General features: G+C 64.0%; 23 protein-coding genes and 1 pseudogene. 9 read left to right on the top strand and 15 right to left on the bottom strand.

Features of this window, described 5'->3' with window-relative positions; translation table 11 throughout:
* Positions 1-18: 18 nt before the first annotated feature.
* Both copD and copC read right to left on the bottom strand, forming a co-directional pair.
* On the bottom strand, positions 19-963 hold the full coding sequence (copD, locus tag F7P65_RS01100) for a copper homeostasis membrane protein CopD (protein WP_020820523.1): 945 nt from the start codon (positions 961-963) through the stop codon (positions 19-21).
* A 4-nt stretch (positions 964-967) separates the two neighbouring features.
* Entirely contained in the window at positions 968-1,345 is a 378-nt protein-coding gene (copC, locus tag F7P65_RS01095; RefSeq protein ID WP_007683372.1) for a copper homeostasis periplasmic binding protein CopC, read from the bottom strand.
* Positions 1,346-1,478: 133 nt separating this feature from the next.
* Between copC and F7P65_RS01090 the strand changes: the two genes are divergently transcribed.
* The 9 genes from F7P65_RS01090 (at position 1,479) to F7P65_RS01050 (ending at position 9,154) form a co-directional block, all read left to right on the top strand.
* The gene (locus F7P65_RS01090; RefSeq protein WP_004212738.1) at positions 1,479-1,751 is read left to right on the top strand and encodes a hypothetical protein; all 273 of its coding nucleotides are present in this window, start codon (positions 1,479-1,481) and stop codon (positions 1,749-1,751) included.
* Positions 1,751-2,191: a periplasmic heavy metal sensor gene (locus F7P65_RS01085; protein ID WP_007683368.1), complete on the top strand. Its 441-nt coding sequence runs from the start codon at positions 1,751-1,753 to the stop codon at positions 2,189-2,191. Before F7P65_RS01090 ends, F7P65_RS01085 begins: the two co-directional genes overlap by 1 nt.
* Entirely contained in the window at positions 2,188-2,754 is a 567-nt protein-coding gene (locus F7P65_RS01080; protein ID WP_007683367.1) for an RNA polymerase sigma factor, read from the top strand. The genes F7P65_RS01085 and F7P65_RS01080 overlap by 4 nt, the downstream gene beginning before the upstream one ends.
* A gap of 66 nt (positions 2,755-2,820) precedes the next feature.
* Positions 2,821-4,746: a copper resistance system multicopper oxidase gene (locus F7P65_RS01075; protein ID WP_007683365.1), complete on the top strand. Its 1,926-nt coding sequence runs from the start codon at positions 2,821-2,823 to the stop codon at positions 4,744-4,746.
* On the top strand, positions 4,746-5,894 hold the full coding sequence (locus F7P65_RS01070; RefSeq protein ID WP_007683363.1) for a copper resistance protein B: 1,149 nt from the start codon (positions 4,746-4,748) through the stop codon (positions 5,892-5,894). The genes F7P65_RS01075 and F7P65_RS01070 overlap by 1 nt, the downstream gene beginning before the upstream one ends.
* A 90-nt stretch (positions 5,895-5,984) precedes the next feature.
* Positions 5,985-6,458: a DUF305 domain-containing protein gene (locus F7P65_RS01065; RefSeq protein WP_007683361.1), complete on the top strand. Its 474-nt coding sequence runs from the start codon at positions 5,985-5,987 to the stop codon at positions 6,456-6,458.
* 58 nt (positions 6,459-6,516) lie between these two features.
* Positions 6,517-8,052 carry a two-component system sensor histidine kinase NtrB gene (locus F7P65_RS01060; protein ID WP_150289957.1) on the top strand — a complete coding sequence of 512 codons (1,536 nt, stop codon included), beginning with the start codon at positions 6,517-6,519 and terminating at the stop codon, positions 8,050-8,052.
* Positions 8,042-8,665 carry a response regulator transcription factor gene (locus F7P65_RS01055; protein WP_007683357.1) on the top strand — a complete coding sequence of 208 codons (624 nt, stop codon included), beginning with the start codon at positions 8,042-8,044 and terminating at the stop codon, positions 8,663-8,665. The genes F7P65_RS01060 and F7P65_RS01055 overlap by 11 nt, the downstream gene beginning before the upstream one ends.
* 81 nt (positions 8,666-8,746) lie before the next feature.
* Positions 8,747-9,154 carry a response regulator gene (locus tag F7P65_RS01050; RefSeq protein WP_007683354.1) on the top strand — a complete coding sequence of 136 codons (408 nt, stop codon included), beginning with the start codon at positions 8,747-8,749 and terminating at the stop codon, positions 9,152-9,154.
* 62 nt (positions 9,155-9,216) lie between these two features.
* Here the strand turns inward: F7P65_RS01050 and F7P65_RS01045 are convergent.
* The 13 genes and pseudogenes from F7P65_RS01045 to F7P65_RS00980 all read right to left on the bottom strand — a co-directional run.
* Positions 9,217-9,531 (bottom strand): annotated as a pseudogene (locus F7P65_RS01045) (CorA family divalent cation transporter); the annotation flags it as partial.
* A 401-nt stretch (positions 9,532-9,932) separates the two neighbouring features.
* A complete protein-coding gene (locus F7P65_RS01040; RefSeq protein ID WP_004212690.1) occupies positions 9,933-10,214 on the bottom strand; it encodes a type II toxin-antitoxin system YafQ family toxin in 282 nt (93 codons plus the stop codon).
* Complete coding sequence (locus F7P65_RS01035) at positions 10,201-10,464, bottom strand: type II toxin-antitoxin system RelB/DinJ family antitoxin (protein ID WP_004212689.1); 264 nt, start codon at positions 10,462-10,464, stop codon at positions 10,201-10,203. The genes F7P65_RS01040 and F7P65_RS01035 overlap by 14 nt, the downstream gene beginning before the upstream one ends.
* A 384-nt stretch (positions 10,465-10,848) precedes the next feature.
* Entirely contained in the window at positions 10,849-11,286 is a 438-nt protein-coding gene (locus tag F7P65_RS01025; RefSeq protein ID WP_007683347.1) for a DUF411 domain-containing protein, read from the bottom strand.
* 79 nt (positions 11,287-11,365) lie between these two features.
* Positions 11,366-12,607, bottom strand: a complete 1,242-nt coding sequence (locus F7P65_RS01020; protein WP_007683345.1) for an MFS transporter — start codon at positions 12,605-12,607, stop codon at positions 11,366-11,368.
* Positions 12,601-13,587 (bottom strand): copper resistance protein B, encoded by a 987-nt coding sequence (locus F7P65_RS01015; RefSeq protein ID WP_009823975.1) that lies wholly within the window; start codon positions 13,585-13,587, stop codon positions 12,601-12,603. Before F7P65_RS01015 ends, F7P65_RS01020 begins: the two co-directional genes overlap by 7 nt.
* On the bottom strand, positions 13,584-15,290 hold the full coding sequence (locus F7P65_RS01010; RefSeq protein ID WP_007683343.1) for a copper resistance system multicopper oxidase: 1,707 nt from the start codon (positions 15,288-15,290) through the stop codon (positions 13,584-13,586). Before F7P65_RS01010 ends, F7P65_RS01015 begins: the two co-directional genes overlap by 4 nt.
* A gap of 25 nt (positions 15,291-15,315) precedes the next feature.
* Positions 15,316-16,341, bottom strand: coding sequence for an alcohol dehydrogenase AdhP (adhP, locus tag F7P65_RS01005; RefSeq protein WP_007683342.1), 1,026 nt, complete (start codon positions 16,339-16,341; stop codon positions 15,316-15,318).
* 26 nt (positions 16,342-16,367) lie between these two features.
* Positions 16,368-17,888 (bottom strand): aldehyde dehydrogenase family protein, encoded by a 1,521-nt coding sequence (locus tag F7P65_RS01000; protein ID WP_021243542.1) that lies wholly within the window; start codon positions 17,886-17,888, stop codon positions 16,368-16,370.
* 253 nt (positions 17,889-18,141) lie between these two features.
* Complete coding sequence (locus F7P65_RS00995) at positions 18,142-18,471, bottom strand: hypothetical protein (protein ID WP_150289956.1); 330 nt, start codon at positions 18,469-18,471, stop codon at positions 18,142-18,144.
* Between the two features lie 147 nt (positions 18,472-18,618).
* Positions 18,619-19,020 (bottom strand): hypothetical protein, encoded by a 402-nt coding sequence (locus tag F7P65_RS22165; protein ID WP_015449265.1) that lies wholly within the window; start codon positions 19,018-19,020, stop codon positions 18,619-18,621.
* 318 nt (positions 19,021-19,338) lie between these two features.
* Positions 19,339-19,629, bottom strand: a complete 291-nt coding sequence (locus F7P65_RS00985; protein WP_007406388.1) for a hypothetical protein — start codon at positions 19,627-19,629, stop codon at positions 19,339-19,341.
* 228 nt (positions 19,630-19,857) lie between these two features.
* A complete protein-coding gene (locus tag F7P65_RS00980) occupies positions 19,858-21,159 on the bottom strand; it encodes a glycoside hydrolase family 130 protein (RefSeq protein ID WP_438830636.1) in 1,302 nt (433 codons plus the stop codon).
* Between the last annotated feature and the right edge of the window lie 185 nt (positions 21,160-21,344).

The raw sequence follows: 21,344 nt of genomic DNA, 5'->3' as shown, positions 1-21,344 counted from the left end.
GGCGTTCGAAACGATAAACTACATCGACATGGGTGGCGACAGTGTCCCCAGCCAGGCGACCAGCCCGAGAATGACGATCGCAAGACCGCCTTCGACGACGAGGCTCGCGCGCAGCAGCGCCTGCGCCCGTGGCGCGTCCTCTTCCTCGATCGCCTGCGCAAGTGCCGGGGTCAGGCGATAACGGTTGAGCGCGGCCAGGCCCAGCATGCCGGCGAAGAGCAGCAGCTTGGCGATGAGCAGCAGGCCGTAGGTCGACTGCCCGAGAGACGCGATGTTGCCCGGGCCGACCAGGAACCAGCCGTTCACCGTCCCGGTCAGGATCAGCAGGGCGACGATGATCGTGCCGACGAGGGAGAAGCCCCGCAGCGCTTCCTCGGCGAGCATGACCCGGTCCATGTCTTCAGTGGCGAGATCATCGGTTGCGAGCCTGGTAAGAACCAGCGCAAGGAATGCGGCAAGCGCGCCGACCCAGGCGCCCGCGGCGAGCAGATGGATGAGATCGGCCCCCAGTTGCAGCCAGCCCGCCTCGCCTTCGCCGGCCGCGCCATGCCCGCTCCAGGCGAGGGTCGCGAGTGCGACCGCGCCTGCCAGAGTGGAGGCGATGAAGGCAGGACGGGATTGCCGGCGATAGAAGGGGATGGAGAGCAGAAGAACGAGGAGCGCGACGAGGCGCGCCTTCAGCGCCGTTCCCATGGACGTGCCGTTGAACAGCTCTGCGACCATGGAAAGATCAGGCTGGGTGAGCGGCAGCCCGGTCATGGCCGCTGCCTGCAACGCGAACCCCAGCGCCGACAGCAGGAGGGCGAGACAGGCGAGACCGGCCACCATTGCTACCATCGGCAGATGCCGCTGTACCATCCGGCCGCCGCCGGGCGCATAGAGCGCGAACAGCGGCAGGCCGAACAACAGGCCGAGATCGACGTAGAGCGCCCAGCGGACGGCGACGAGTGCCACGTCGTTCATGGCGTCACTTGACGGTAAAGGCGAGATTGCCCTGGATGCGGTGCGTGTCGGTCGAGACGACGTGCCAGGCGACCTGATAGCTGCCCGCCATGAGCGGCTTGGCGAGCGTCAGCACGAGCGTCTTGTCGCCTTCGACGGACGTCTTGAAGCCGGTTACCGCCATGCGGTGGTTGGGCATGCCGGGCATGCCGGTCATCACGATCTCGGCGCCCGACAGCTTCGGCATCAGACCTTCACTGAAGGTGAGCGTGATACGCGAAGGCGCCGAGACGCTGGCGTTCGCGGCGGGCGTCGAGGACACAAGCTTGGGATGCGCGTAGGCCGGAGCAGAAACACTCAGGCCGACGGCGGCGATAACTGCGAGAGGCGAAAAGAAACGCATTGGAACATTCTCCTGTAGATCCCATGAGACAATACGCAGCCCGAGCCCCCACCCCTCGCAATTATTCTTTTCAATCTACAGCAAGGGTTCCTGGACCATCGTGCGTATTGAAGGATGAAGACGGAGAAGCACCATGGATGAACTTGACCACCTGCTCTCGCGGTTGCGCGATGCGCCTCTCGATCCCAGGCTCGGCGGCCTGGAAAGCCGGGTCATGGCGGAAATAGCGCGCATCCGGGCCATACCAAGCCTTGGCGCTATGACGTTCGGCATCGCGGCCGCAACCGCGCTGTTCATCGGAATTGCCGGCTCGGCAGTTCCGACACGGTCTGCTGATGCCAAACCGCTATCGCCCTTCGATGCTCGGCTCGCGCTTGCGCCCTCGACGCTGCTGAGCTCGCAGTGATGCGCGACCGCCGCCGGCTCCTGCTCCTCGTCCTGGTGACCTTCGCCGCGGCGATCGCTGGCGTTGTCATTGGCCGCGTCTATGTGGTTCCAGTGCGCCCGGTCGAAAATGAGCTGCACGAGCTGCTCCATCGCGATCTGAAGCTGAATTCAGCGCAACACAGCCGACTCGAGACAATCGAGAAGAACTACGCGATCCGGCGTCAAGCGCTGGAGGCCGAATTGCGCGCCGACAATGCGCGTCTCGCGGAAGCGATCGAAGCGGAGCATGGCTATGGCCCGCAAGTCGCAACTGCGGTGGATCGCTCGCACCAGGCCATGGGCGCGCTGCAGAAAGAAACACTTGAGCATATCTTCGCGATGCGGGCCGTGCTGCGCCCGGATCAGACGGACAAATTCGACGACGCCGTGGTGAAAGCGCTGACGGCCAAATCCGAATGACCGCGTGCCTCCCCGACTGCTCGGACGGGGAGCTCGCGGCTCTGGCGCTTGGAGGCCGGCAAGCGGCCTATGGCGAGCTGGTCCGCCGGCATCAAGGTTGGGTTCACCGGCTCGTGCGCAGCCATGTCGGATCTATGGATGAGGCATTGGATGTCACCCAGGCGAGCTTCGTCGCGGCCTTTGCCGCACTCAACCGCTATGACGTAACCCGACCCTTCCAGGTCTGGATGTCCCGGATTGTCATCAACAAATGCCATGACTGGCGGCGTCGGCGAGCGGTTCGAAATTTCTTTGCCCTAGCCCTACCGCTCGGCGAGGCGGACGGCGTCGCCGACGACGCACCGCTGCCCGATCAGGCGATCGGGGCCGAACAGCAGCTCGCGCAAGCAATGAAAGCGATTGCTGCCCTGCCGTCTTCCCTCAAGGACACGCTTATTTTGCGTACGATCGACGAGAAATCGGAAGCTGAAACCGCCGAAATTCTCGGGATCAGCCAGAAGGCGGTCGAAACGCGCCTCTATCGAGCTAGGGCACGCCTTTCGGAAATATTAAAGAAAGTTTGAGGGGGATGAGGCCATGCTGCGTATTCCCAATAGGTACGCCCTCTTTCTTAAAGCTGAGACAACCGAATGATTTCTGCTCTCGACCGCCGCCAGTTCCTCCGCGGCGCGGCCCTCGCCGGCGGCGGCGCAGCATTGTCAGCCTGGCTGCCGGCCTGGGCGCAGACGATCTCGCCGGGGATGCGACCGACGCTGCCGACCGTGTCGGGCGAAGACATTACGCTCACCATCGCCCGGCAGTCGATGACCATCGACGGGCGCAAGTTCCGGGCAATCGGCCTCAACGGCACGGTCCCCGCCCCGCTGATCCGGCTGCGCGAGGGCCAGCGCGTGCGGCTCAACGTCATCAATCAGCTGGAGGAGGACAGCTCGATCCACTGGCACGGGCTGATCCTGCCGGCCAATATGGACGGTGTGCCGGGCGTGTCTTTTCCGGGCATCAAGCCGGGCTCGAACTACCTCTACCAGTTCTCCGTCGTGCAAAGCGGCACCTACTGGTACCACAGCCATTCAGGCCTGCAGGAACAGGAAGGCCATTACGGCCCGATCATCATCGATCCCGCCGGTGCCGATCCGGTCGCCTATGACCGCGAGCATGTCATCGTGCTCGCCGATCACAGCGCGCTCTCGCCGCAGGCGATCTTCCGGCGCCTCAAGGTCAACCCCGGCCATTTCAATTTCCAGCGCCAGACCCTGGCCGGGCTCCTGTCGGGCAAGGATCAGCCGCTCAAGGACCGGCTCGACTGGGGCCAGATGCGGATGGACCCGGCCGACATCTCCGATGTGACCGGATCCACCTACACCTATCTCGTCAACGGCCATGGTCCGATGGACAACTGGACCGCGCTCTTCACCCCGGGCGAACGGGTGCGGCTGCGGGTCATCAATGCGTCGGCGATGACCACCTTCAACGTCCGCATCCCCGGCCTGCCGCTGACCATCGTCCAGGCCGACGGGCAGAATGTGGTGCCGGTCACCGTCGACGAGTTCCAGGTTGGTGTTGCCGAGACCTACGACGTCGTTGTCAGCCCAGGCGATGACAAGGCCTACACCCTTGTCGGCGAGGCGATCGACCGCTCGGGCATGGCGCGTGCCACGCTCGCGCCGCGCGCCGGCATGGCCGGCGAGGTTCCCCCCTTACGCAAACGGCCGCTCGCCGACATGAAGGACATGGGCATGGACATGTCCTCGATGCCGGGCATGGAAGGCATGGACATGTCGGGCGGCGCTATGCGGGGCGTCGATCCGACGGCCGAGAAGAACGCGTCCGCGCGCCTCGCGACCGGCGCGGCGGCAGCGATGGCGACCATGGACAATAGCGCCATGGCAGGCATGGATCATTCGGGGATGGATCATTCCGCGATGAGCGGGATGGACCACGGCGCGATGGGCGCCGATGGCCAGATGGCGGGCATGGACCATGGCGGGCACGCGATGGGGTCGATGAAGATGCGAGACTTCTCGAACGCGCCGCAGGTGAAGCGCGACCCGAGCGTCCAGACCATCTCGCCGATGCCCGTCGACCGCACCGGCGAGCCCGGCCAGGGCCTCGCCGACGTCGGCCACAAGGTGCTTGTCTACAGGGACCTGATGGCGCTCGATCGCAATCCGGACGTGCGCGCGCCGAGCCGCAGCATCGACATTCACCTCACCGGCAACATGGAGCGGTTCATGTGGTCGTTCGACGGCGAAAAAATGTCGGACCATCACGAGCCGATCCCCTTCATCGAAGGCGAGCGGGTGCGCGTCAATCTCATCAACGACACGATGATGGGGCATCCGATCCATATTCACGGGCATTTTTTCGAGCTGGTGACGGGGCATGGCGATCATGCGCCACGCAAGCATACGGTAATCGTCCAGCCCGGCGGCAAGGTGACCTGGGACTTCACCGCCGACGCGGTCGGCGACTGGGCCTTCCACTGTCATCTCCTCTACCACATGCATGCCGGGATGATGCGGGTCGTGAGCGTCCGTCCGAAGGGAGACGCGTAATGACCCGCATCCTCACGCCGCTGGTGAGCGCGATCGCCCTTTTCGCTGCCGCGCCCGCCTTTGCCCAGGATCATTCAATGCACGGCATGCCCGGCATGGCGCCGCCGGGCGAGGTGCCGCCGGCGCAGGAGAAGAAGAAGGACAAGGCCGCCGCCAGGCCGCGCGCTCAGACACCAGCGCCAGACGCCACCTCGGCGATGGACCATTCGCAGCACCAGGCCAGTCCTGCGCCGCAGGGAGATGCGGCCGGTCAGCCGCAACCCGCGTCTCCCGCGATGCCGGACATGCCGGGCATGGACCACTCCCAGCATCAGGACGGCGCGATGCCGGACATGCCCGGGATGGACCATTCGCAGCATGGCCAGACCGCCATGCCCGGCATGCAAATGACCGGCACGGCGCTTCCGGCCGGCAATGCGCCCCCGCCGCCTCCCCCCAGCGACCACTTCGCCGATCGTGATTTTCCCGGCGCCGAGATGGCGCGCTCACGCGACATCATGATGAAGGACAGCGGCGGCAACAATTTCGGGCAGGTGCTGCTCAACCTGTTCGAGTATCAAGCGCATAGCGGTCGCGATGGCTATCGCTGGGATGGCGAAGGCTTTTACGGCGGCGATATCAACCGGCTCTGGCTCAAGAGCGAGGGCGAAGGCGAGTTCGGCCGCGGCATCGACAGCGCGGAGGTGCAGGTGCTCTATAGCCGGGCCATCGACCCCTATTTCAATCTTCAGGGCGGTATCCGCCAGGACTTCGGCCGCGGGCCCGACCGCACTTACGCGACGGTCGGCGTCGAGGGCCTGGCTCCCGGCATGTTCGAAGTCGAAGGCGCGCTGTTCCTCTCGACCAAGGGCGATGTTCTGGGCCGGGTCGAGGGCTATTACGACCAGCGCATTACCCAGCGCCTGATCTTGCAGCCGCGCGCCGAGGTCAATTTCGCCGCGCAGGATATTCCGGAGAACGACATCGGTTCGGGGCTGGTCAACATAGAGCTCGGCGCGCGCCTGCGCTATGAGTTCAGCCGCCAGTTCGCACCCTATATCGGCGTCTCTTATCTGCGCAAAGCCGGCGACACGGCGCGGCTGTCGAGGCTTGCCGGCGAGGACGTCCATGCCACCAGCTTCGTCGCCGGCATCCGCTTCTGGTTCTAGCATCGGGACGGCTGATGGCGGGGGCGAACAGGAGAGCGGGGCGTTACACTGAGACCCAGGTCGGCCTGCGCCGAACGAAGGAGATACGCCATGGATCATTCGTCCCACATGAGCACACGGAAGATGGGCGCCTATTGGAGCCTGGCCTTCCAGACCGTCATCAGCGGCGTCATCATGTATCTGGTGATGTTCGTCATGATCGACGGGCTCGACAGCTTCTACAACAACCTCAACATGCTCTACATGACGCTGATGATGGTCTCACCGATGGTGGTGCTCATGATCCTCGCCATGCGGCACATGTTCCCGTCGAAGGCCGCCAACATCGCGCTGATCGCCGCGTCGCTGGTCGCCTTCTTGGGCAGCTTCGCGTTCATCCGCACGCAGACCACGATCGGCGACACGGCCTTTCTGCGCTCGATGATCCCACACCACTCCGGCGCGATCCTGATGTGCCAGGAAGCAAAGCTCAGCGATCCGGAAGTCATCCGGCTTTGCGAATCGATCAAGCGCTCGCAGCGGCAGGAAATCGACGAGATGAAGGCCATACTCGCGCGGCGCTGAGTGGCACGGTCCGGCTACGCCCGGATACGTGCGCCCGGCCGGGCGTGTGAGCCGGCCGATGGTCTACACGAGGCGCGGGCCCGACGAGATTGCCAGGGAGGTGGCGCGGCTTGCGCCGCTGTTCCTGCGACAGGCTGGCGGCCACGTCCTGACGCTGCTCGATCCTTCCGGGATGGTGCTGAGCTATAATGAAGAAGGCGAGCGTGCCGAATGCTGGCCGCTCGATCGCGTCCTGGGACAGCCCCACGACCTGTTCTACCCGCCCGACGAGATTACGGCGGGGCGTCCAGGCGCAGACCTGGCGGCCGCCCTTCACGAGGGCACGCTGGAGCGCGAAGCGTGGCGGGTCTGCGAGAACGGCGCGGAATATCTGGCGCGCCTGACGATCACCGCACTGTTCGAAGGCGACACACATCGCGGCTTCGCCTGCATCAGCCGCGATGTCACCGACGAGGCGGCGGTCCGCGCATCGATCGAGACCCGCGAGCAGCATCTGCAATCGATTCTGGCGACGGTGCCGGATGCGATGATCATCATCGACGAGACCGGCGCCATCACGTCGTTCAGCGCAGCGGCACAACGCCTGTTCGGCTACAGCGAAGCCGAGCTCGTCGGCCGCAACGTCTCCTGCCTTATGCCCCAGCCCGATCGCGACCGTCACGACGAATATCTCGCGCATTATCTGCAGACCGGCGAGCGCCGGATCATCGGCCTCGGTCGCGTCGTGGTCGGCCAGCGCCGCGACGGCTCAACCTTCCCGATGCAGCTGTCGGTCGGCGAGGCCGGTGAAGACGGGCAGCGGTTGTTCACCGGCTTTATCCGGGATCTCACCGCCAAGGAGCAGGATGAGCTCAGGCTCAAGGAACTGCAGGCAGAGCTGGTCCATGTCTCTCGGCTGAGCGCGATGGGCACGATGGCCTCGACGCTCGCGCATGAGCTCAACCAGCCGCTTGCCGCGGTCGCGCTCTATCTCGAGACGATCCGCGACATGCTCGACGAGCGGGACGACGAACCCTTCGTGTCGCTACGGTCGGTGATGGATGATGCGGCACAGGAAACGCTGCGGGCCGGCCATATCGTCCGGCGCCTGCGCGATTTCGTCGCCCGCGGCGAGGTCGACAAGAGCCTCCACGAGCTGCCGCAGGTCATCGCCGAGGCGAGCCAGCTCGCGCTGGTCGGTGCACGCGAGCGCGGCATCCGCAGCTTCTTTGCGGTCGATCCCGCCGCGACGCTGGTCCTCGTCGACAGGGTGCAGATCCAGCAGGTGCTGGTCAACCTGATGCGCAATGCCATCGAGGCGATGGCGGAGTGTCCGGTTCGCGACCTCAAGGTGGCGACCAGGTTGCGCCCTGACGGGCTGATCGAGGTGACCGTGGAGGATACCGGTCCCGGCATCGCGGACGGAATCCGCGAGCAGCTCTTCACGGCGTTCAACTCGACAAAGGCCGACGGCATGGGCCTCGGCCTCTCGATCTGCCGGACCATCATCGAAGCGCATGGCGGCCGTATCTGGATGGAGCGCCCCGACCGCGGCGGCACCCGCTTTCATTTTACCTTGATCCATGCGCGGGCGGAGGAGGAACATGGGGGATAGACGCGTCATCCATCTGGTCGACGACGAGGAGAGCATCCGCAAGGCGGCGAGCTTTGCGCTCAAGACCGCGGGCTACGACGTCGTGACCTATGCCTCGGGCGTGGAGTTTCTCAAGGAGGCGAAGTCGGCGGCCGTCGGCTGCGTCATCCTTGACGTGCGCATGCCCGAGATGGACGGTCTCGAGGTTCAGGCCGCCATGGCAGCACGCGGGGTCAACATGCCGGTCATCGTCCTGACCGGCCATGGCGACGTGTCGGTTGCGGTGCAGGCCATGAAAGGCGGCGCGGTCGACTTTCTCGAGAAGCCCTTCGAGAAAGCGGCCCTGCTCGGCGCCGTCAGCCGCGCGTTCGCGCGTCTCGACGATGTCGACTTTCGCACTCTGGAAACCTCTGAAGCCGGCGTGCGGGTCGCTGCACTGACGCCCCGGGAGCGTGAAGTGCTGGAAGGGCTGGCGAACGGCCTGCCCAATAAGACGATCGCCTATGACCTGGGCTGTTCATCGCGAACGGTCGAGGTCCATCGCGCGAGCCTGATGGCCAAGCTCGAGGTCCGCAATTTGTCCGAAGCCCTGCGGATCGCCTTTGCCGCGGGCATGGGCCGCAAGCCGAAGTGACTGCGACCTCTACGTAGCGACGGGACGAGGCGCGATATGCGATCGATGGTGCAATCGTCACACGGGTGTCCGCTTCTCGCAATGCCATCGGTCCGTTCCACTCAGCATGATGGCAGATACACCATCCTCGTCTCCGACGACGATCCCGGCGTGCGGCGTGGCCTCCAGCTGCTGCTGAGATCGCGCGGCTATGCCGTGTGGGGATATACGACCGGCCACGCGCTGTTGGCCGACCCCCGCGCGAAGGAGGCAGACTGCGTCATCCTCGACTATCGCATGCCCGACATCGACGGATTCGCGATGCTGCGTCACCTTCGCGAGATCGGATGGTCGGGACGCGCCATCATGATCTCAGGCTTTCACGACACGCTGCTGGCCTGGCGGGCCGCCGAGGCGGGCTTCGATCACGTTCTCGCAAAGCCTTTGATCGGCAGGGCTTTGCTCGATGCGTTGGACCGGCACCGCGCCGAGGTTCTGCGAAAGCATTGAGTTATGGCGGCCGGCCCCCGGCAGCCTCAGCCCGGCGCGATGTGGAAAGCCGATCTGCGCCGTCAAAGCCAGTGGCTACGTTTGAACCGGATGTAGAGCCCAATGCAGACCGCAGCGATGACGCCGAGGATGACGAAATATCCCCATTGCGTCTTCAGTTCGGGCATATTCTCGAAATTCATGCCGTAGATTCCGGCAATCGCGGTAGGCACCGCGAGGATCGCGGCCCAGGCGGCAAGCTGACGCGTGATCGCACCCTGGCGCTGCTGTTCGAGCAGGTGACTCGCCTCGAACACCGAGATCAGGATGTCGCGGATGCCGGTGATGGCGCTCTCAACCCTGAGCATGTGATCGAGCAAATCACGGAAATAGGGTTTCCTTCTCACGATCTGGCTTTTGAGCCATTCGAGCATGGAATCTTTTGCCATCATGGGCGTCGTCGTCGCTCTCGGCAGCATCGTCTACCGGGCCAGCATCCGCCGGTCATCAACGTAGGGGTCACGACGGTGGAGCGAGCGGTCGGCTCTTCAAGCCCAACGCGATCGGCTCATTTCTCGCTCACCAGTCGTGAACTAACGGCAAATTTGTCAGAATTTGAGGGTGAAAGTGATTTATGGCCCTCATTTTTGTTTCAAGCAGCGCCTGCCGAATGCATCTCTGCGATTGATGTCTTCTGCAAAAGCTTGTTGGCATCGGATGCTCGCTGATCACACCTAACCCGTAATCGTGCCTCTGGCTGACATACCCGACAAACGTATAAGCTCGCCATGCGCGGGCGTCACCAACCCAATTCCGCGTGCGATCCCAAGCGCACAAGCTGCAAGGTGTCGTCATCGGGCTTGCGGTAAATCAGCACGAGGTCGGGCTTTATGTGGCAATCGCGATGGTCGCGCCAGTCGCCGGTCAGCGCATGGTCGCGGTGGCGCGGTTCAAGCGGCTCGTCGGATGCCAGCGCCTCGATGATCGGGATCAGGTCAGCGTCCAGCGTCTTGGCGTGCTGCCCCTTCTTCTCCCGCTTGTAGTCGCGCTTGAACCGCCCGAAGCGTTCAATCGTCCGCATTGAGGTCGGCCATCAGGTCGACCACCGTGGCGAACCGCTTGCCCTTTCCCTCGCGCGCTTCCTTCATGGCCTCGATCGTCTCGGCATTGGGCACCAGCGGTTCAAACGGCAAGGCCTTGTCGCGGGCAACGCGGGTCAGCATCAGGCGCACGGCATCGGAGACGGTCAGCCCCATAGCAGCCAGCACGGTCGCGGCTTCCTCCTTCACCGCTCCGTCGATCCGGGTCTGCACAAGAGCGTTTGCGGCCATGTCGATTTCCTTTCTGCATGACGATGTAATGCAAGCGAACGCAAAGTGCAATCAGGCAAAGCCCCGGCTATCGACATGGCGACCGGGCTTCGCGTTTTTCACCTTCAATGCTGTGAGTGCCATCGGTTCGGGGCCCTGATCGGGAATGTTGGGGCCGTTCTCACACTTTCGGTGGGCAAACGGTCCCACAATCGTTCCCACATTTTGGGCCAAATTCAGGCAAATCAGGGAGACGACCGCGAACAACTTACAAGACAAATCGTTGCTTTTTCAGTGTAGGTAGGGGTAGGGACGCCATCAGCTCGCTTGACACAAGGTTCTACACTCGACAGCGGGGTCCTCTACCACCGGGCAATTCTGCAGGATGCTGCAAACCGCGCGATATCAATGGCGGGCGAAAATTCGCTGACCGGCGCTGCCGAAGGCCACCACCGTATAGGGTTGGCGGGCAGCGCCTGCCACTTCCATGCCCTCCGAACCGATCGGCATCCCCGCAACCGCAATGCCTTTGACGCCCGCAGGACGGGTCGCCAGCAAGCGCTTGACGTCGGATATCGGGACATGGCCCTCGATCATATAGCCATCGACGATCGCGCTGTGGCAAGATGCCAGCGTCCGGGGCATGCCGGCCTTGCGCTGAAGCTCGCTGCGCGACGCATCGTCACGCATGACGACCTTGCGTCCCAGCTTCGCGCGCACGGCCTGCGCCCACTTCTCGCAACATCCACATCCCGGATCCCGGTGGACGACGATATCACTGGCCGCAAGCGCTACGCCGGGCATGGCGAGGAACAGCAAGGCGACGAATAGGCGGGTCTTCATGAAATGACTCCCGGAAGAACGATAAGCATGGGGCAGAGGCCCCTTCTTTTCTATACGCATCAATGCGCCCCTCCCCTCATCACGCAGATGATTTTACGATGGCGGGCGGCCTCCAGGCTAGCGGCAGGGACACAAGCAGCGCTAGCGATAGACCACCAATCCCCCACAGAACGAGCGGCTGCGCCCCGGGAGCGACGATGGCTATCGCCAGCGGCGCGAGCGCCTGCCCGATGCTGGCGGCGGAATGCTGGAAACCGAGCTTCACGCCTGAAGGGGCCCCGCCGCCGCTGATCCAGAAGCTGGTGACCAATCGAAGGGTTGCCGAGCTCCAGCCGGCAGCAACGATGATCCCACTGAGCTCGGCCATACTCGCGGCGACAGGAAACATGAAAAGTGCCACAGCCAGCAGGCCCAGCGTCAATCCGGCAAGCCGCCTCGGCACAGTGACCAGCCAATCCAGCTTTGCATGGAAGATCTGTGCCGCCAGCATGCCCAATCCGCAGAGACTGAGCATCCAGGCGATCTCTTCGCGGCTCAGCGAAATGGCGCTCCGCGTCACCAGGAGATTGACATGCATCGCCGCCAGCCCGCCGCCCGCGACGATCGTGATAAAAAGCAGGATCAACGTCGCGCCGAGCGTAGGCGCGGGCAGGTCTCCGCCATCGATGCAAGGTGCACACCAGCGCGGCAGACGCACGGCGCAAAGCGCCGCCCCGACGGCACCGATGCCGAGAGCGAGGATCATGAGGGGAGCGCGGGGCAGGATCGCGGCCGAGACCTCCGCCACCAGCGGACCGGCGAGATCGCCCAGAAACACGAAGGCGGTCAGCCAGGTGAAGCGGCGCGCCTGGTCCGCGCGCCCGCTTGCGGCAAAGCTCGCGCAGAGCAAGCCCAACGGTATGATGGCGGCCGACGCCATCCCCGCCACCAGACGCAATGCATAAAGCTCAGGCAACCCGACGAGGCCGATCGGCGCGGTCACCAGCGCGAGGATGACCAGCGCTGCGCGCAACATCGCCCGATAGTCGACCCGGTCCGCGATCCAGCCCCAGAGCGGCGCCGCCAGCAAGGCTGCCAGGGGATGGACCGCAGTCAGGCTCGCGACGTGAAAATCATGAGCGCTTGACGATAGCGCGCCACGAGCCGGGTCGACCAGTGCCGGAAGGAAGGCGAGAATGGCCGTCTGTCCCGCCGACGCCGCAGCCGCCGCGAGCAACAAGACGAAAAAGGAGGCCGGCCAGCGACCGTTGGCTTGCGATCCAGCCTTGTCACGCGGCGCGTTCGCGGTCGATCCCTCGAGTGGCCATCCGCGGATCACCACCAGGCGCGCAAGCCGATCACCAGCCTGTGTTCGGAAGGCCCTTCCCTGCGCAGGCGACGGAAATCGGCCGTGCCGTCAAATGCGCGCTCCCAGACGAAGCCGATATAGGGCGCGAACTTGCGCGACACCTCGTAGCGCAACCGTCCGCTCAGCTCGACATTGCTGAAGCCGCTGCCGAGCTGCCGATCGCTCGACCGCTTCGAATAGATATTGGTTTCCACCTGCGGCGTAAGGATCAACCGATTGGTGAACAGGACCTCATAGGAGGCCTTGGCGCGCGCCGCGAGACGCCCATCGGTTCCTACATAGCCGGTGAGCTGGACGTCGAACCAATAGGGCGCCAGTCCCTCGACGCCGGCGGCGAGCCAGGTGGTCGCACCCTTGCCGAGATCCTGCCTGACCCCGAGCAGCGTGCCCCAGAACGGGTTCTTGCTGTGCCACCACAGCGCCTCGACGCTGCTCTCCGGATCGAGACGTTGGTCGCGGGAGTTCTTGAGCCCCTGGCTGCGCAGCCAGAGCTTGTCATTGTCCTGACCCTTGGTGACGAGCACGGTCCAGCCCACGCCCTGACCCTCGTTGCCGCTGGTGAACTCGAGCTCATCCACAAGTATCTTGGGGATCGAGAGCTTGTCGGCCATCTCATAGCCCGGCAGCGTCGAGTTGCGATAGCCGTCGGCATAATCGTCCGAGTTGCGCGCGTCCGGCGGGGCCTTGCCACCCTGCATCGAGCCCATGTCCATCGTGGCGCCGTTACCGGACGCCTTCGTGTCGGTCATATCCATGCCCGGCATGTCCATGCCCGCATGCTCCTGAGAGCCTTGCGCGGAAGGTGAGTTTGGATCGGGAGTGGCCGTTTGGGCAGGGGTGGCGGCGGGCGACGGGGGCAAGGCATCCTGCGCGAGGGCGGGAGCCGTGATCGCCGGCGCCAGGAAGAGGGCAACGCCAAGAGCAATGCCGCGCGAGGGGATAATCCGGATCATGCGACCACCACCTCCCGGAACATGCCGGCCGCCATGTGATAGAGCAGATGGCAGTGGAAGGCCCATCGGCCCATGGCGTCGGCGGTGACGCGGAAGCTCACCCGCTGGGCGGGCTGGACCACGACCGTATGCTTGCGGACCTGGAAGGCGCCGTCCGGGCCTTCGACATCGCTCCACATGCCGTGCAGATGCATCGGATGCGCCATCATCGTGTCGTTGACGAAGGTGACGCGCAGCCGCTCGTTCGGCTTGAAATGCAGCGGCCGGGAATCGTTGAGCTTGATGCCGTCGAGCGACCAGATGAACCGTTCCATATTGCCCGTCAGATGCAGCTCGATGTCGCGCTCGGGCTCGCGCGGGTCGGGATCGCCGCCCGGCGTGCGCAGATCGGCCAGCGTCAGCACGCGCCAGCCGCGCCCGCGCAGCCCGGCGCCGGGATCGTCCAGATTGGTGCGGGGATAGTCGACGCGCATGTCGGTATTGGCGCCATATTCGGTGCGGGCGTGCTGTGCCCTGGCCGGCATCTCGGTCATGCCGTGCCCGGCATGCGCGTCGCCTCCCATTGCGCCCATCGTCGCCATCGCGCCCATCATGTCGACCGGCTCGAGCCAGGTCCGGGCATCGAGCGGCGGCACGGCTGCCGCCATGCCCGGAGCCGGTGCGATCGTGCCGCGGGCATAGCCGCTCCGATCGATCGCCTGCGCGAAGATGGTGCGGGCGCCGCCCTCGGGCATGGTGAACTCGACGTCATAGGTCTCGCCCGGGCCGATCCGGAATTCCTCGACCGTGACCGGCTCGACCGGCTGCCCGTCGGCCGATACGACCGTCAGCTCGACCCCCGGGATCCGCACGTCGAAGAACGTCGCCGTCCCCGCGCCGACGAAGCGCAGGCGCACGCGTTCGCCGGGCGCGGCGATACCGGTCCAGTTGCCGGCGGGCGGCGCGCCGTTCATCAGATAGGTGTAGGTCGCGGCAGAGACATCGCTGTAGTCGGTCGGGTTCATCCGCGAGCTGTTCCACATCCGCCGCCGCTCGAGCGCCTTCCCAAGGCCCATGGCGCCGACATCCTTGAGGAAGTCGCCGGCTGTCGGCTGCGCAAAATTATAGTAGCTGCTCTGCTTCTTGAGATTGAGGAAGATCTGCAGCGGCGGCTCGTCCGACCAGTCGCTGAGCACGATGCAATAGTCGCGATCGGGCGCCCGCGCCGCCGGCGCCTGTTTCGGCTCCACGATGATCGCTCCATAGAGTCCCGTCTGCTCGGCGAGCGTGTGAGCGTGATACCAGTAGGTTCCGCTCTGGCGGACCTCGAAGCGATAGGTGAAGGTCTCGCCCGGCGCGATGCCGGCAAAGCTGATGCCGGGCACGCCGTCCATCTCCGCCGGCACGATGATGCCGTGCCAATGGATGCTCGACATCTCCTTGAGGCCGTTGCGCACACGGAGCGTGACCGTGTCGCCTTCGCGCAGGCGCAGGACCGGCGCGGGCACGCTGCCGTTCACGGCGGTCGCGATACGGCGTTTGCCGGTGAAGTTGACTGGCAGCTCGGCGATCTCGAGGTCGAACTCGGTCCCGCTAAGCTCGGCGGGCGAGACTGGGGCGGATCGCGCGAGAAGCGCCGGGGCGAAGCCGGCAACCGCGCCGCCGATCGCCAGCCCCTGGACGAAACGGCGCCGTGCGATCGGCCGGATATGTAAGGGAGACATGAACTGTACTTTCGCGAAGTCGGGTTCAGGCGAGGTCGAGGACGATCCGGCCCTCGATGTCGCCATGGTGCATGCGGGAGAAGACGTCGTTGATGTTCTCCAGCTTGTCTGCATGGACCGTGGCCTTGACCTTGCCGTCGCCGGCGAACGCCAGTGCCTCGAGCAGATCGAGCCGCGTGCCGACGATCGAGCCTCGCACGGTAATGCCGTTCAGCACGGTGTCGAAGATCGACAGCGGGAAGTCGCCCGGCGGCAGACCATTGAGCGCGACCGTGCCGCCGCGCCGGACCATGCCGAGCGCCTGCTGAAACGCCTTGGGCGAAACGGCGGTGACGAGCGCTCCGTGCGCGCCGCCTATCGCCTTCTTGAGCGCTGCCGAAGGGTCCTCGCTGTGCGCGTTGACCGTCAGTGTGGCGCCAAGGCGTGTAGCGAGGTCGAGCTTGCTATCGTCGATGTCGACCGCGGCCACATTGAGACCCATGGCACGGGCATATTGCACCGCCATGTGGCCGAGCCCGCCGATCCCTGAGACGACCACCCACTCGCCGGGTCGGGCCTCGGTGGCCTTCAATCCCTTGTAGACGGTGACGCCCGCGCAGAGGATCGGCGCAATGTCGAGGAAGTCGACATTGTCGGGAAGGTGACCAACATAGTTGGGATCGGCGAGGACATATTCGGCAAAGCTGCCATTGACCGAATAGCCGGTGTTCTGCTGTTCGTGGCAAAGCGTCTCCCAGCCACCCAGGCAATGCACGCAATGCCCGCAGGCGGTGTAGAGCCAGGGCACGCCGACCCGGTCGCCTTCCTTCACATGGGTGACGCCCGCACCGACGGCGGCGACATGCCCGACGCCTTCATGGCCAGGAATGAAGGGCGGGTTGGGTTTGACCGGCCAGTCCCCTTCTGCCGCGTGCAGGTCGGTATGGCACACGCCGGTTGCCGCAATCTTGACCAGGATCTGCCCGGGGCCGACCGTCGGGATCGGCGCGTCCTCGATGACCAGGGGCTTGCCGAATTCGCGGACGACCGCCGCCTTCATGGTTTTCGCCATGTCCGTTTCTCCTTTTGAGCGAGGGGTCAGAACAGGCCGAGCGCGTGCTCGTCATAGGAGACGAGCAGGTTCTTGGTCTGCTGATAATGGTCGAGCATCATCCGGTGATTTTCACGCCCGAAGCCCGACGCCTTGTATCCGCCGAAGGCGGCATGGGCGGGGTACTGGTGATAGCAGTTGGTCCAGACCCGCCCGGCCTCGATCGCGCGGCCCAGACGGTAGGCGGTGTTGCCGCTCCGGGTCCAGACGCCCGCGCCAAGACCGTAGGCGGTGTCGTTGGCAAGTGCGATCGCCTCCTCGACCGTCTTGAAGGTGGTGACCGCCAGGACGGGACCGAAGATCTCCTCCTGGAAGATGCGCATGTGGTTCTGACCCACGAACACGGTCGGCTGTACGAAATAGCCCTGGTCGAGCGCACCGCCCGGCAGCGCCTTGGCGCCACCGACCAGACACTGCGCGCCCTCGGCCTTGCCGATATCGATATAGCCCAGGATCTTGTGGAGCTGGTCCTCCGACGCCTGCGCGCCGACCTGGACCGAGGGGTCGAGCGGATCGCCCTGGCGGATCGCGGCGACGCGCGCCACGGCGCGCTCGATGAAGCGATCGAAGATCGACTCATGGATCAGCGCGCGCGACGGGCAGGTGCAGACCTCGCCCTTGTTGAACGCGAACAGCGTGAAGCCTTCGAGCGCCTTGTCGAAGAAGGCATCGTCCTCGTCGAGCACGTCCGCCATGAAGATGTTGGGCGACTTGCCGCCAAGCTCCATCGTCTGGGGGATCAGATGGTCGGCGGCCGCATGCATGATCTGCTTGCCGGTGACGGTCTCGCCGGTGAACGAGACCTTGGCGATGCGCGGATTGGCGGCGATCGCCTGGCCAACGGTCCGTCCCGGGCCGGTAACGACATTGAGCACGCCGGGCGGCAGGATGTCGGCGGTGAGCTCGGCGAACATCAGCAAGGTGAGCGGCGTCTGGGATGCGGGCTTGATGACGGTGCAGTTGCCCGCCGCCAGCGCCGGGGCGATCTTCCACGCCGCCATCAGCAGCGGGAAGTTCCACGGGATGATCTGGCCGACGACGCCGAGCGGCTCGCGGAAATGATAGGCGATGGTGTCGGCATCGATCGTCGAGATGCCGCCTTCCTCCGCCCGGATGCAGCCGGCGAAGTAGCGGAAATGGTCGATTGCAAGCGGCACGTCGGCAGCGCGGGTCTCGCGGATCGGCTTGCCATTGTCGATCGTCTCGGCAAGCGCCAGCAGCTCCAGATTATCCTCGAGCCGGTCGGCGACGCGATTGAGAATCCTGGCGCGCTCGGCGGGCGCGATCCTTGCCCATTGATCCTTGGCGGCGTGCGCCGCATCGAGCGCGCGCTCGACATCTTCCGGCGTCGACAGCGCGAACTCGGCGATCTGGGCGCCATTGATCGGGCTCTTGTCGGCGAAATACTCGCCGCTCGCAGGAGCGCTCCAGCGGCCTCCGATGAAATTATCATAGCGGTGTCGGAAGGAGGCCGCCGCGTTAATGGTCCCGATCGCCTTCTCGAACATAACCTGACTCCATCTCTATCTATGGCCTGACGGAGTAGTCTCTTTGCCCGGGCGGCCTATAAGTAAGTTCCGCAGAAGGTAGTCTGGTATCGGTGTCGCGGGCTTTAAGGGTCGGACACGCCAACGGAGCCGATGAATATTCATCGACTCCTGAACCTATTCGCGCACGCCTGATCGGAATTATGCCGAGACAGGCGTTACTCGGCCGAGTCTTCTTTTGGCGAGGGCGGCGCTTGGCATTCCAATTCTGGCGTTACGCCCGGGCGCGCTTTAGGCTCACCCAATCGCCTTTCTGAAACGTCCCGTCCCTCACGCGGAAATGAGCATAATGGTCGTCGAAAATCTGGTCGACTTCGACATGACCGACAAGACGGCGGTGGCGCGGCGTTGCGTGATAGACTTCGAGTATCTGCCCGATGTGCGCGCCATCGGCCTTACCCAGGCAGGCCACTGTGCCGCCCGCATCCATACGGACGATCTTGCCGCGCATGAACAAGCTATGGCCGATACCCTGTGCGAGGAGCGGCGTGCTGCCAAAGAGCAGAAAGCCAACAGCAGCACCGACGCCAAGATGTTTTCGCATCGCTGTTTCCTCTGTCAAGTCAGACGCTCGGACCCGGTTTTGAAAGCTGGGAGCACGGGGCGACGCTGGGCATCGTCAAAGAACTGGCCCGCCGCGGGGGAACGGCGGGCCCTCAGCCCCTGGGGTCTGTTCTCGGGGCTGGAAACCTCACATGTCGCTCATCGGCTTGTCGGCCATGGGCTTGGCGGTCTTCTTCTTCGCCGCCGGCTTGGCCTTCTTCATCGGCATCTTGCAGCAGCCACTCTTCGCCTTACCGGCCATGCCCGAGCCGTTCGATGCAGGCGAGCCGCCGGACATGCCGGCCATCCCCGACATGCCCTGTTGATCCTGCTGGGCCGGTTGCCCCTGCTGCTTCTGCGCGCCGGCCTGATGATCCTTCATCATCTGATCGTGCATCTGCTGCCCGCCATGATCCATGCCCTGCTGGTGGGCATGGGCCGGCGCAGCCTGCGCGGGCGCGGGCGTCGACTGGGCGAGAGCGGTGCCGGCGGCGAAGGTTAGCGTCGCGAAGAGGCTGACGGGCGCCGCGAGAAATGTCGTCTGTCGCATTGAGGGTCTCCGAGTGTTCTTCCTGTTGCCCGATCGACGTTCCGATCCCGGCAATTCCGAAGCTTCAATGCTGCTAGCGAGACGCTGTCTGTATACGTAAGTTACGAATCGAAATCCGATCGGCCGTGTGCCTGCTGGAGCAGGCGCGTAAAATGATGATCCGGGATCGATCAAAAATGTGACCCGGCCTGGTTTTCTCGTCCTGAGACCGGCCAGAAAAGCGATTGGCCCGCCGTGGGAACGGCGGACCAAGGCTTCGGTTGAAAGCGGCCATGATCTTGTCCGTCAACCTTGTCGTCTGATGGAATGATGGCAGGGTCAGCAACCACCGTCCGACCTGTGTGACATGCCGGAGGCGCCGTCCTGGTCCTGCGAATCCCGCATCGCCATTCGATGGCCCTGCATCATCTGGCCGTGCATCTGCTCCTTACCGTGAGCCATGCCCTGCATGTGGGCAGGATCGGGCTGGGCAGGCGCCGGCCTGGCCTTGAGGGTCTCCTCAAGATCGGGCATGCCCGGCGGCATCCCGTCCGCCAGCACCGGTCCGGCACTGACGGCGAGGAAGCCGAGAGCTGCGAGCGAAGCGATCATTGCCGTCTTCTTGCGCAAGTATCCATTCCTTCAAGTCTGGGTTTCCCGTTCGATCGAGCATATGCCCGGTCGATTGTCGCCCCTTCCGGAGCTTGCCCGTGAAATGGTGTCACCTTCCGCCTTGCTGTATACGTAATGTGCGAAGTCCGTCTCTGAGATGGCCATAAATTATCGCACTGGCATCGTTGTTGTGCCGATGTGTAACTATGGTTCGGACTCGAGAGCAGGACAGGTCGGCAACAGTGACTAATCCATGGCGGCCAGCAGACGCTCGAGAGGAATAGTGGCAAAAGTGGTGAAGCTGTCAGCAATGGCATAAGGCAGTACCAGCACCCGATTATGTACCATCGCGCCGCAGCTGTAGGCTACGTTTGGCACATAACCTTCGCGCTCATCCATGTCCGACCGCAAAAGCGGTAGCTTCGTCCGCGCCAGCAGCTTCGAGGGATCGTCACGGTCCAGCAGGCACGCCCCGATGCAATAGTTCCGAACAGCGCCGACTCCATGAGTTACGACCAGCCAGCCTTCGTCGATCTCGATCGGCGATCCGCAATTACCGATCTGGACAAACTCCCAAGGCCAGCGAGGTTCGATGGCTTTCGCTCCGCCACTCCAGTCGTGAATGTCCGCGGACGTCAGGAACCAGATATTTTCGTTATCCTCGCGCCCAAGCATGGCAAAGTGCCCGGCAATGCGTCGGGGGAAAAGCGCCATGCCCTTGCTACCGGTGGCATCCCCACGCAGCGGTCTGAGTTCGAATGTCCGGAAGTCCGGCGTGGACAACAACTCCTGCCGGACGGACTGGCCGCTAAATGCCGTATATGTACCGAAATAGGTGGCTCGGCCATCGTCGTCCAGGAAGCGGACCAAGCGAAGGTCTTCGATGCCACCACGCTGGCTGGGGGTTGTCGGAAAGATCACGATCTCCGAGAGATCGTGGCTGCCATCGCACTTGATCCGAATGCCCGCGTCCGGCCCGTCCTCGCCGGAGATGTTTTCAGTCTCCAGCACGAGCGGCATGGGGCTCGGAGGATTGATTGCTATGGTTCCGTCCGCGGCGCAAAACCCGGTGCGAAAGGTGACGGAGGAGATATGCCCCTCGCCCACGCCTCGCAGGGAAAGAATGAATCGGAGAGAGTTTTCAGGTACAGCAGACTGATCAGGATGCAGGACGATGCTCGGATTGAAAAGCGCTGCTGCCTCATAGGAATATTCGTTGCAAAAATGGGCACCGATCAAGAGCGCCTGTTCATGGGTGACCTCGCAATCACAGACGATGATGCCATCAACCTCGTGGAACCGCCGCAAAAACAGGGACGGAACCTCACGATGCCTTCCCGAGAAATCATCAAGAATGCGTTGCAACTCATCGTGGAGCGATGCTGGGTCGAGCGCCAGGACGCGGTCGGCGATGCGCTGCGCACGTGGCTGATCCGGTACCGCATATTTATAGGTTTCCGTCGACGGCATATAGGGTCTGATCACTACCCTTGCTGGATTGGGGCGGAGCAATTCGGGTAGCCGGTTGACAAATTCGGCGGTTGACACTGACTTCTCCAATACAGATCGACCGTGGAGCGTTCACGCAATCGTAAAGATGGTGCTCGGCATTACCCGACTATCGGGTGGCGGCACGGAAGGCTCCGGCGATGGCGGGTGCGATGATTTCCGCCGTTGCCGGATACTCGGACTTTGTGCCACGTGCCATGATCGCTGTCCTGGCGTAGTTGTCG

Origin of the sequence: Sphingobium estronivorans (assembly GCF_008692605.1) — a bacterium.
GTDB classification, from domain to species: domain Bacteria; phylum Pseudomonadota; class Alphaproteobacteria; order Sphingomonadales; family Sphingomonadaceae; genus Sphingobium; species Sphingobium estronivorans.
This window is presented reverse-complemented; position numbering and strand designations above follow the sequence as displayed.

Excerpts from the sequence above, each read along its gene's own strand:
- copD (WP_020820523.1), bottom strand. The coding sequence starts at position 963 with ATGAACGACGTGGCACTCGTCGCCGTCCGCTGGGCGCTCTACGTCGAT.
- copC (WP_007683372.1), bottom strand. The coding sequence starts at position 1,345 with ATGCGTTTCTTTTCGCCTCTCGCAGTTATCGCCGCCGTCGGCCTGAGT.
- F7P65_RS01090 (WP_004212738.1), top strand. The coding sequence starts at position 1,479 with ATGGATGAACTTGACCACCTGCTCTCGCGGTTGCGCGATGCGCCTCTC.
- F7P65_RS01085 (WP_007683368.1), top strand. The coding sequence starts at position 1,751 with ATGCGCGACCGCCGCCGGCTCCTGCTCCTCGTCCTGGTGACCTTCGCC.
- F7P65_RS01080 (WP_007683367.1), top strand. The coding sequence starts at position 2,188 with ATGACCGCGTGCCTCCCCGACTGCTCGGACGGGGAGCTCGCGGCTCTG.
- F7P65_RS01075 (WP_007683365.1), top strand. The coding sequence starts at position 2,821 with ATGATTTCTGCTCTCGACCGCCGCCAGTTCCTCCGCGGCGCGGCCCTC.
- F7P65_RS01070 (WP_007683363.1), top strand. The coding sequence starts at position 4,746 with ATGACCCGCATCCTCACGCCGCTGGTGAGCGCGATCGCCCTTTTCGCT.
- F7P65_RS01065 (WP_007683361.1), top strand. The coding sequence starts at position 5,985 with ATGGATCATTCGTCCCACATGAGCACACGGAAGATGGGCGCCTATTGG.
- F7P65_RS01060 (WP_150289957.1), top strand. The coding sequence starts at position 6,517 with ATGGTCTACACGAGGCGCGGGCCCGACGAGATTGCCAGGGAGGTGGCG.
- F7P65_RS01055 (WP_007683357.1), top strand. The coding sequence starts at position 8,042 with ATGGGGGATAGACGCGTCATCCATCTGGTCGACGACGAGGAGAGCATC.
- F7P65_RS01050 (WP_007683354.1), top strand. The coding sequence starts at position 8,747 with ATGCCATCGGTCCGTTCCACTCAGCATGATGGCAGATACACCATCCTC.
- F7P65_RS01040 (WP_004212690.1), bottom strand. The coding sequence starts at position 10,214 with ATGCGGACGATTGAACGCTTCGGGCGGTTCAAGCGCGACTACAAGCGG.
- F7P65_RS01035 (WP_004212689.1), bottom strand. The coding sequence starts at position 10,464 with ATGGCCGCAAACGCTCTTGTGCAGACCCGGATCGACGGAGCGGTGAAG.
- F7P65_RS01025 (WP_007683347.1), bottom strand. The coding sequence starts at position 11,286 with ATGAAGACCCGCCTATTCGTCGCCTTGCTGTTCCTCGCCATGCCCGGC.
- F7P65_RS01015 (WP_009823975.1), bottom strand. The coding sequence starts at position 13,587 with ATGATCCGGATTATCCCCTCGCGCGGCATTGCTCTTGGCGTTGCCCTC.
- F7P65_RS01010 (WP_007683343.1), bottom strand. The coding sequence starts at position 15,290 with ATGTCTCCCTTACATATCCGGCCGATCGCACGGCGCCGTTTCGTCCAG.
- adhP (WP_007683342.1), bottom strand. The coding sequence starts at position 16,341 with ATGGCGAAAACCATGAAGGCGGCGGTCGTCCGCGAATTCGGCAAGCCC.
- F7P65_RS01000 (WP_021243542.1), bottom strand. The coding sequence starts at position 17,888 with ATGTTCGAGAAGGCGATCGGGACCATTAACGCGGCGGCCTCCTTCCGA.
- F7P65_RS00995 (WP_150289956.1), bottom strand. The coding sequence starts at position 18,471 with ATGCGAAAACATCTTGGCGTCGGTGCTGCTGTTGGCTTTCTGCTCTTT.
- F7P65_RS22165 (WP_015449265.1), bottom strand. The coding sequence starts at position 19,020 with ATGCGACAGACGACATTTCTCGCGGCGCCCGTCAGCCTCTTCGCGACG.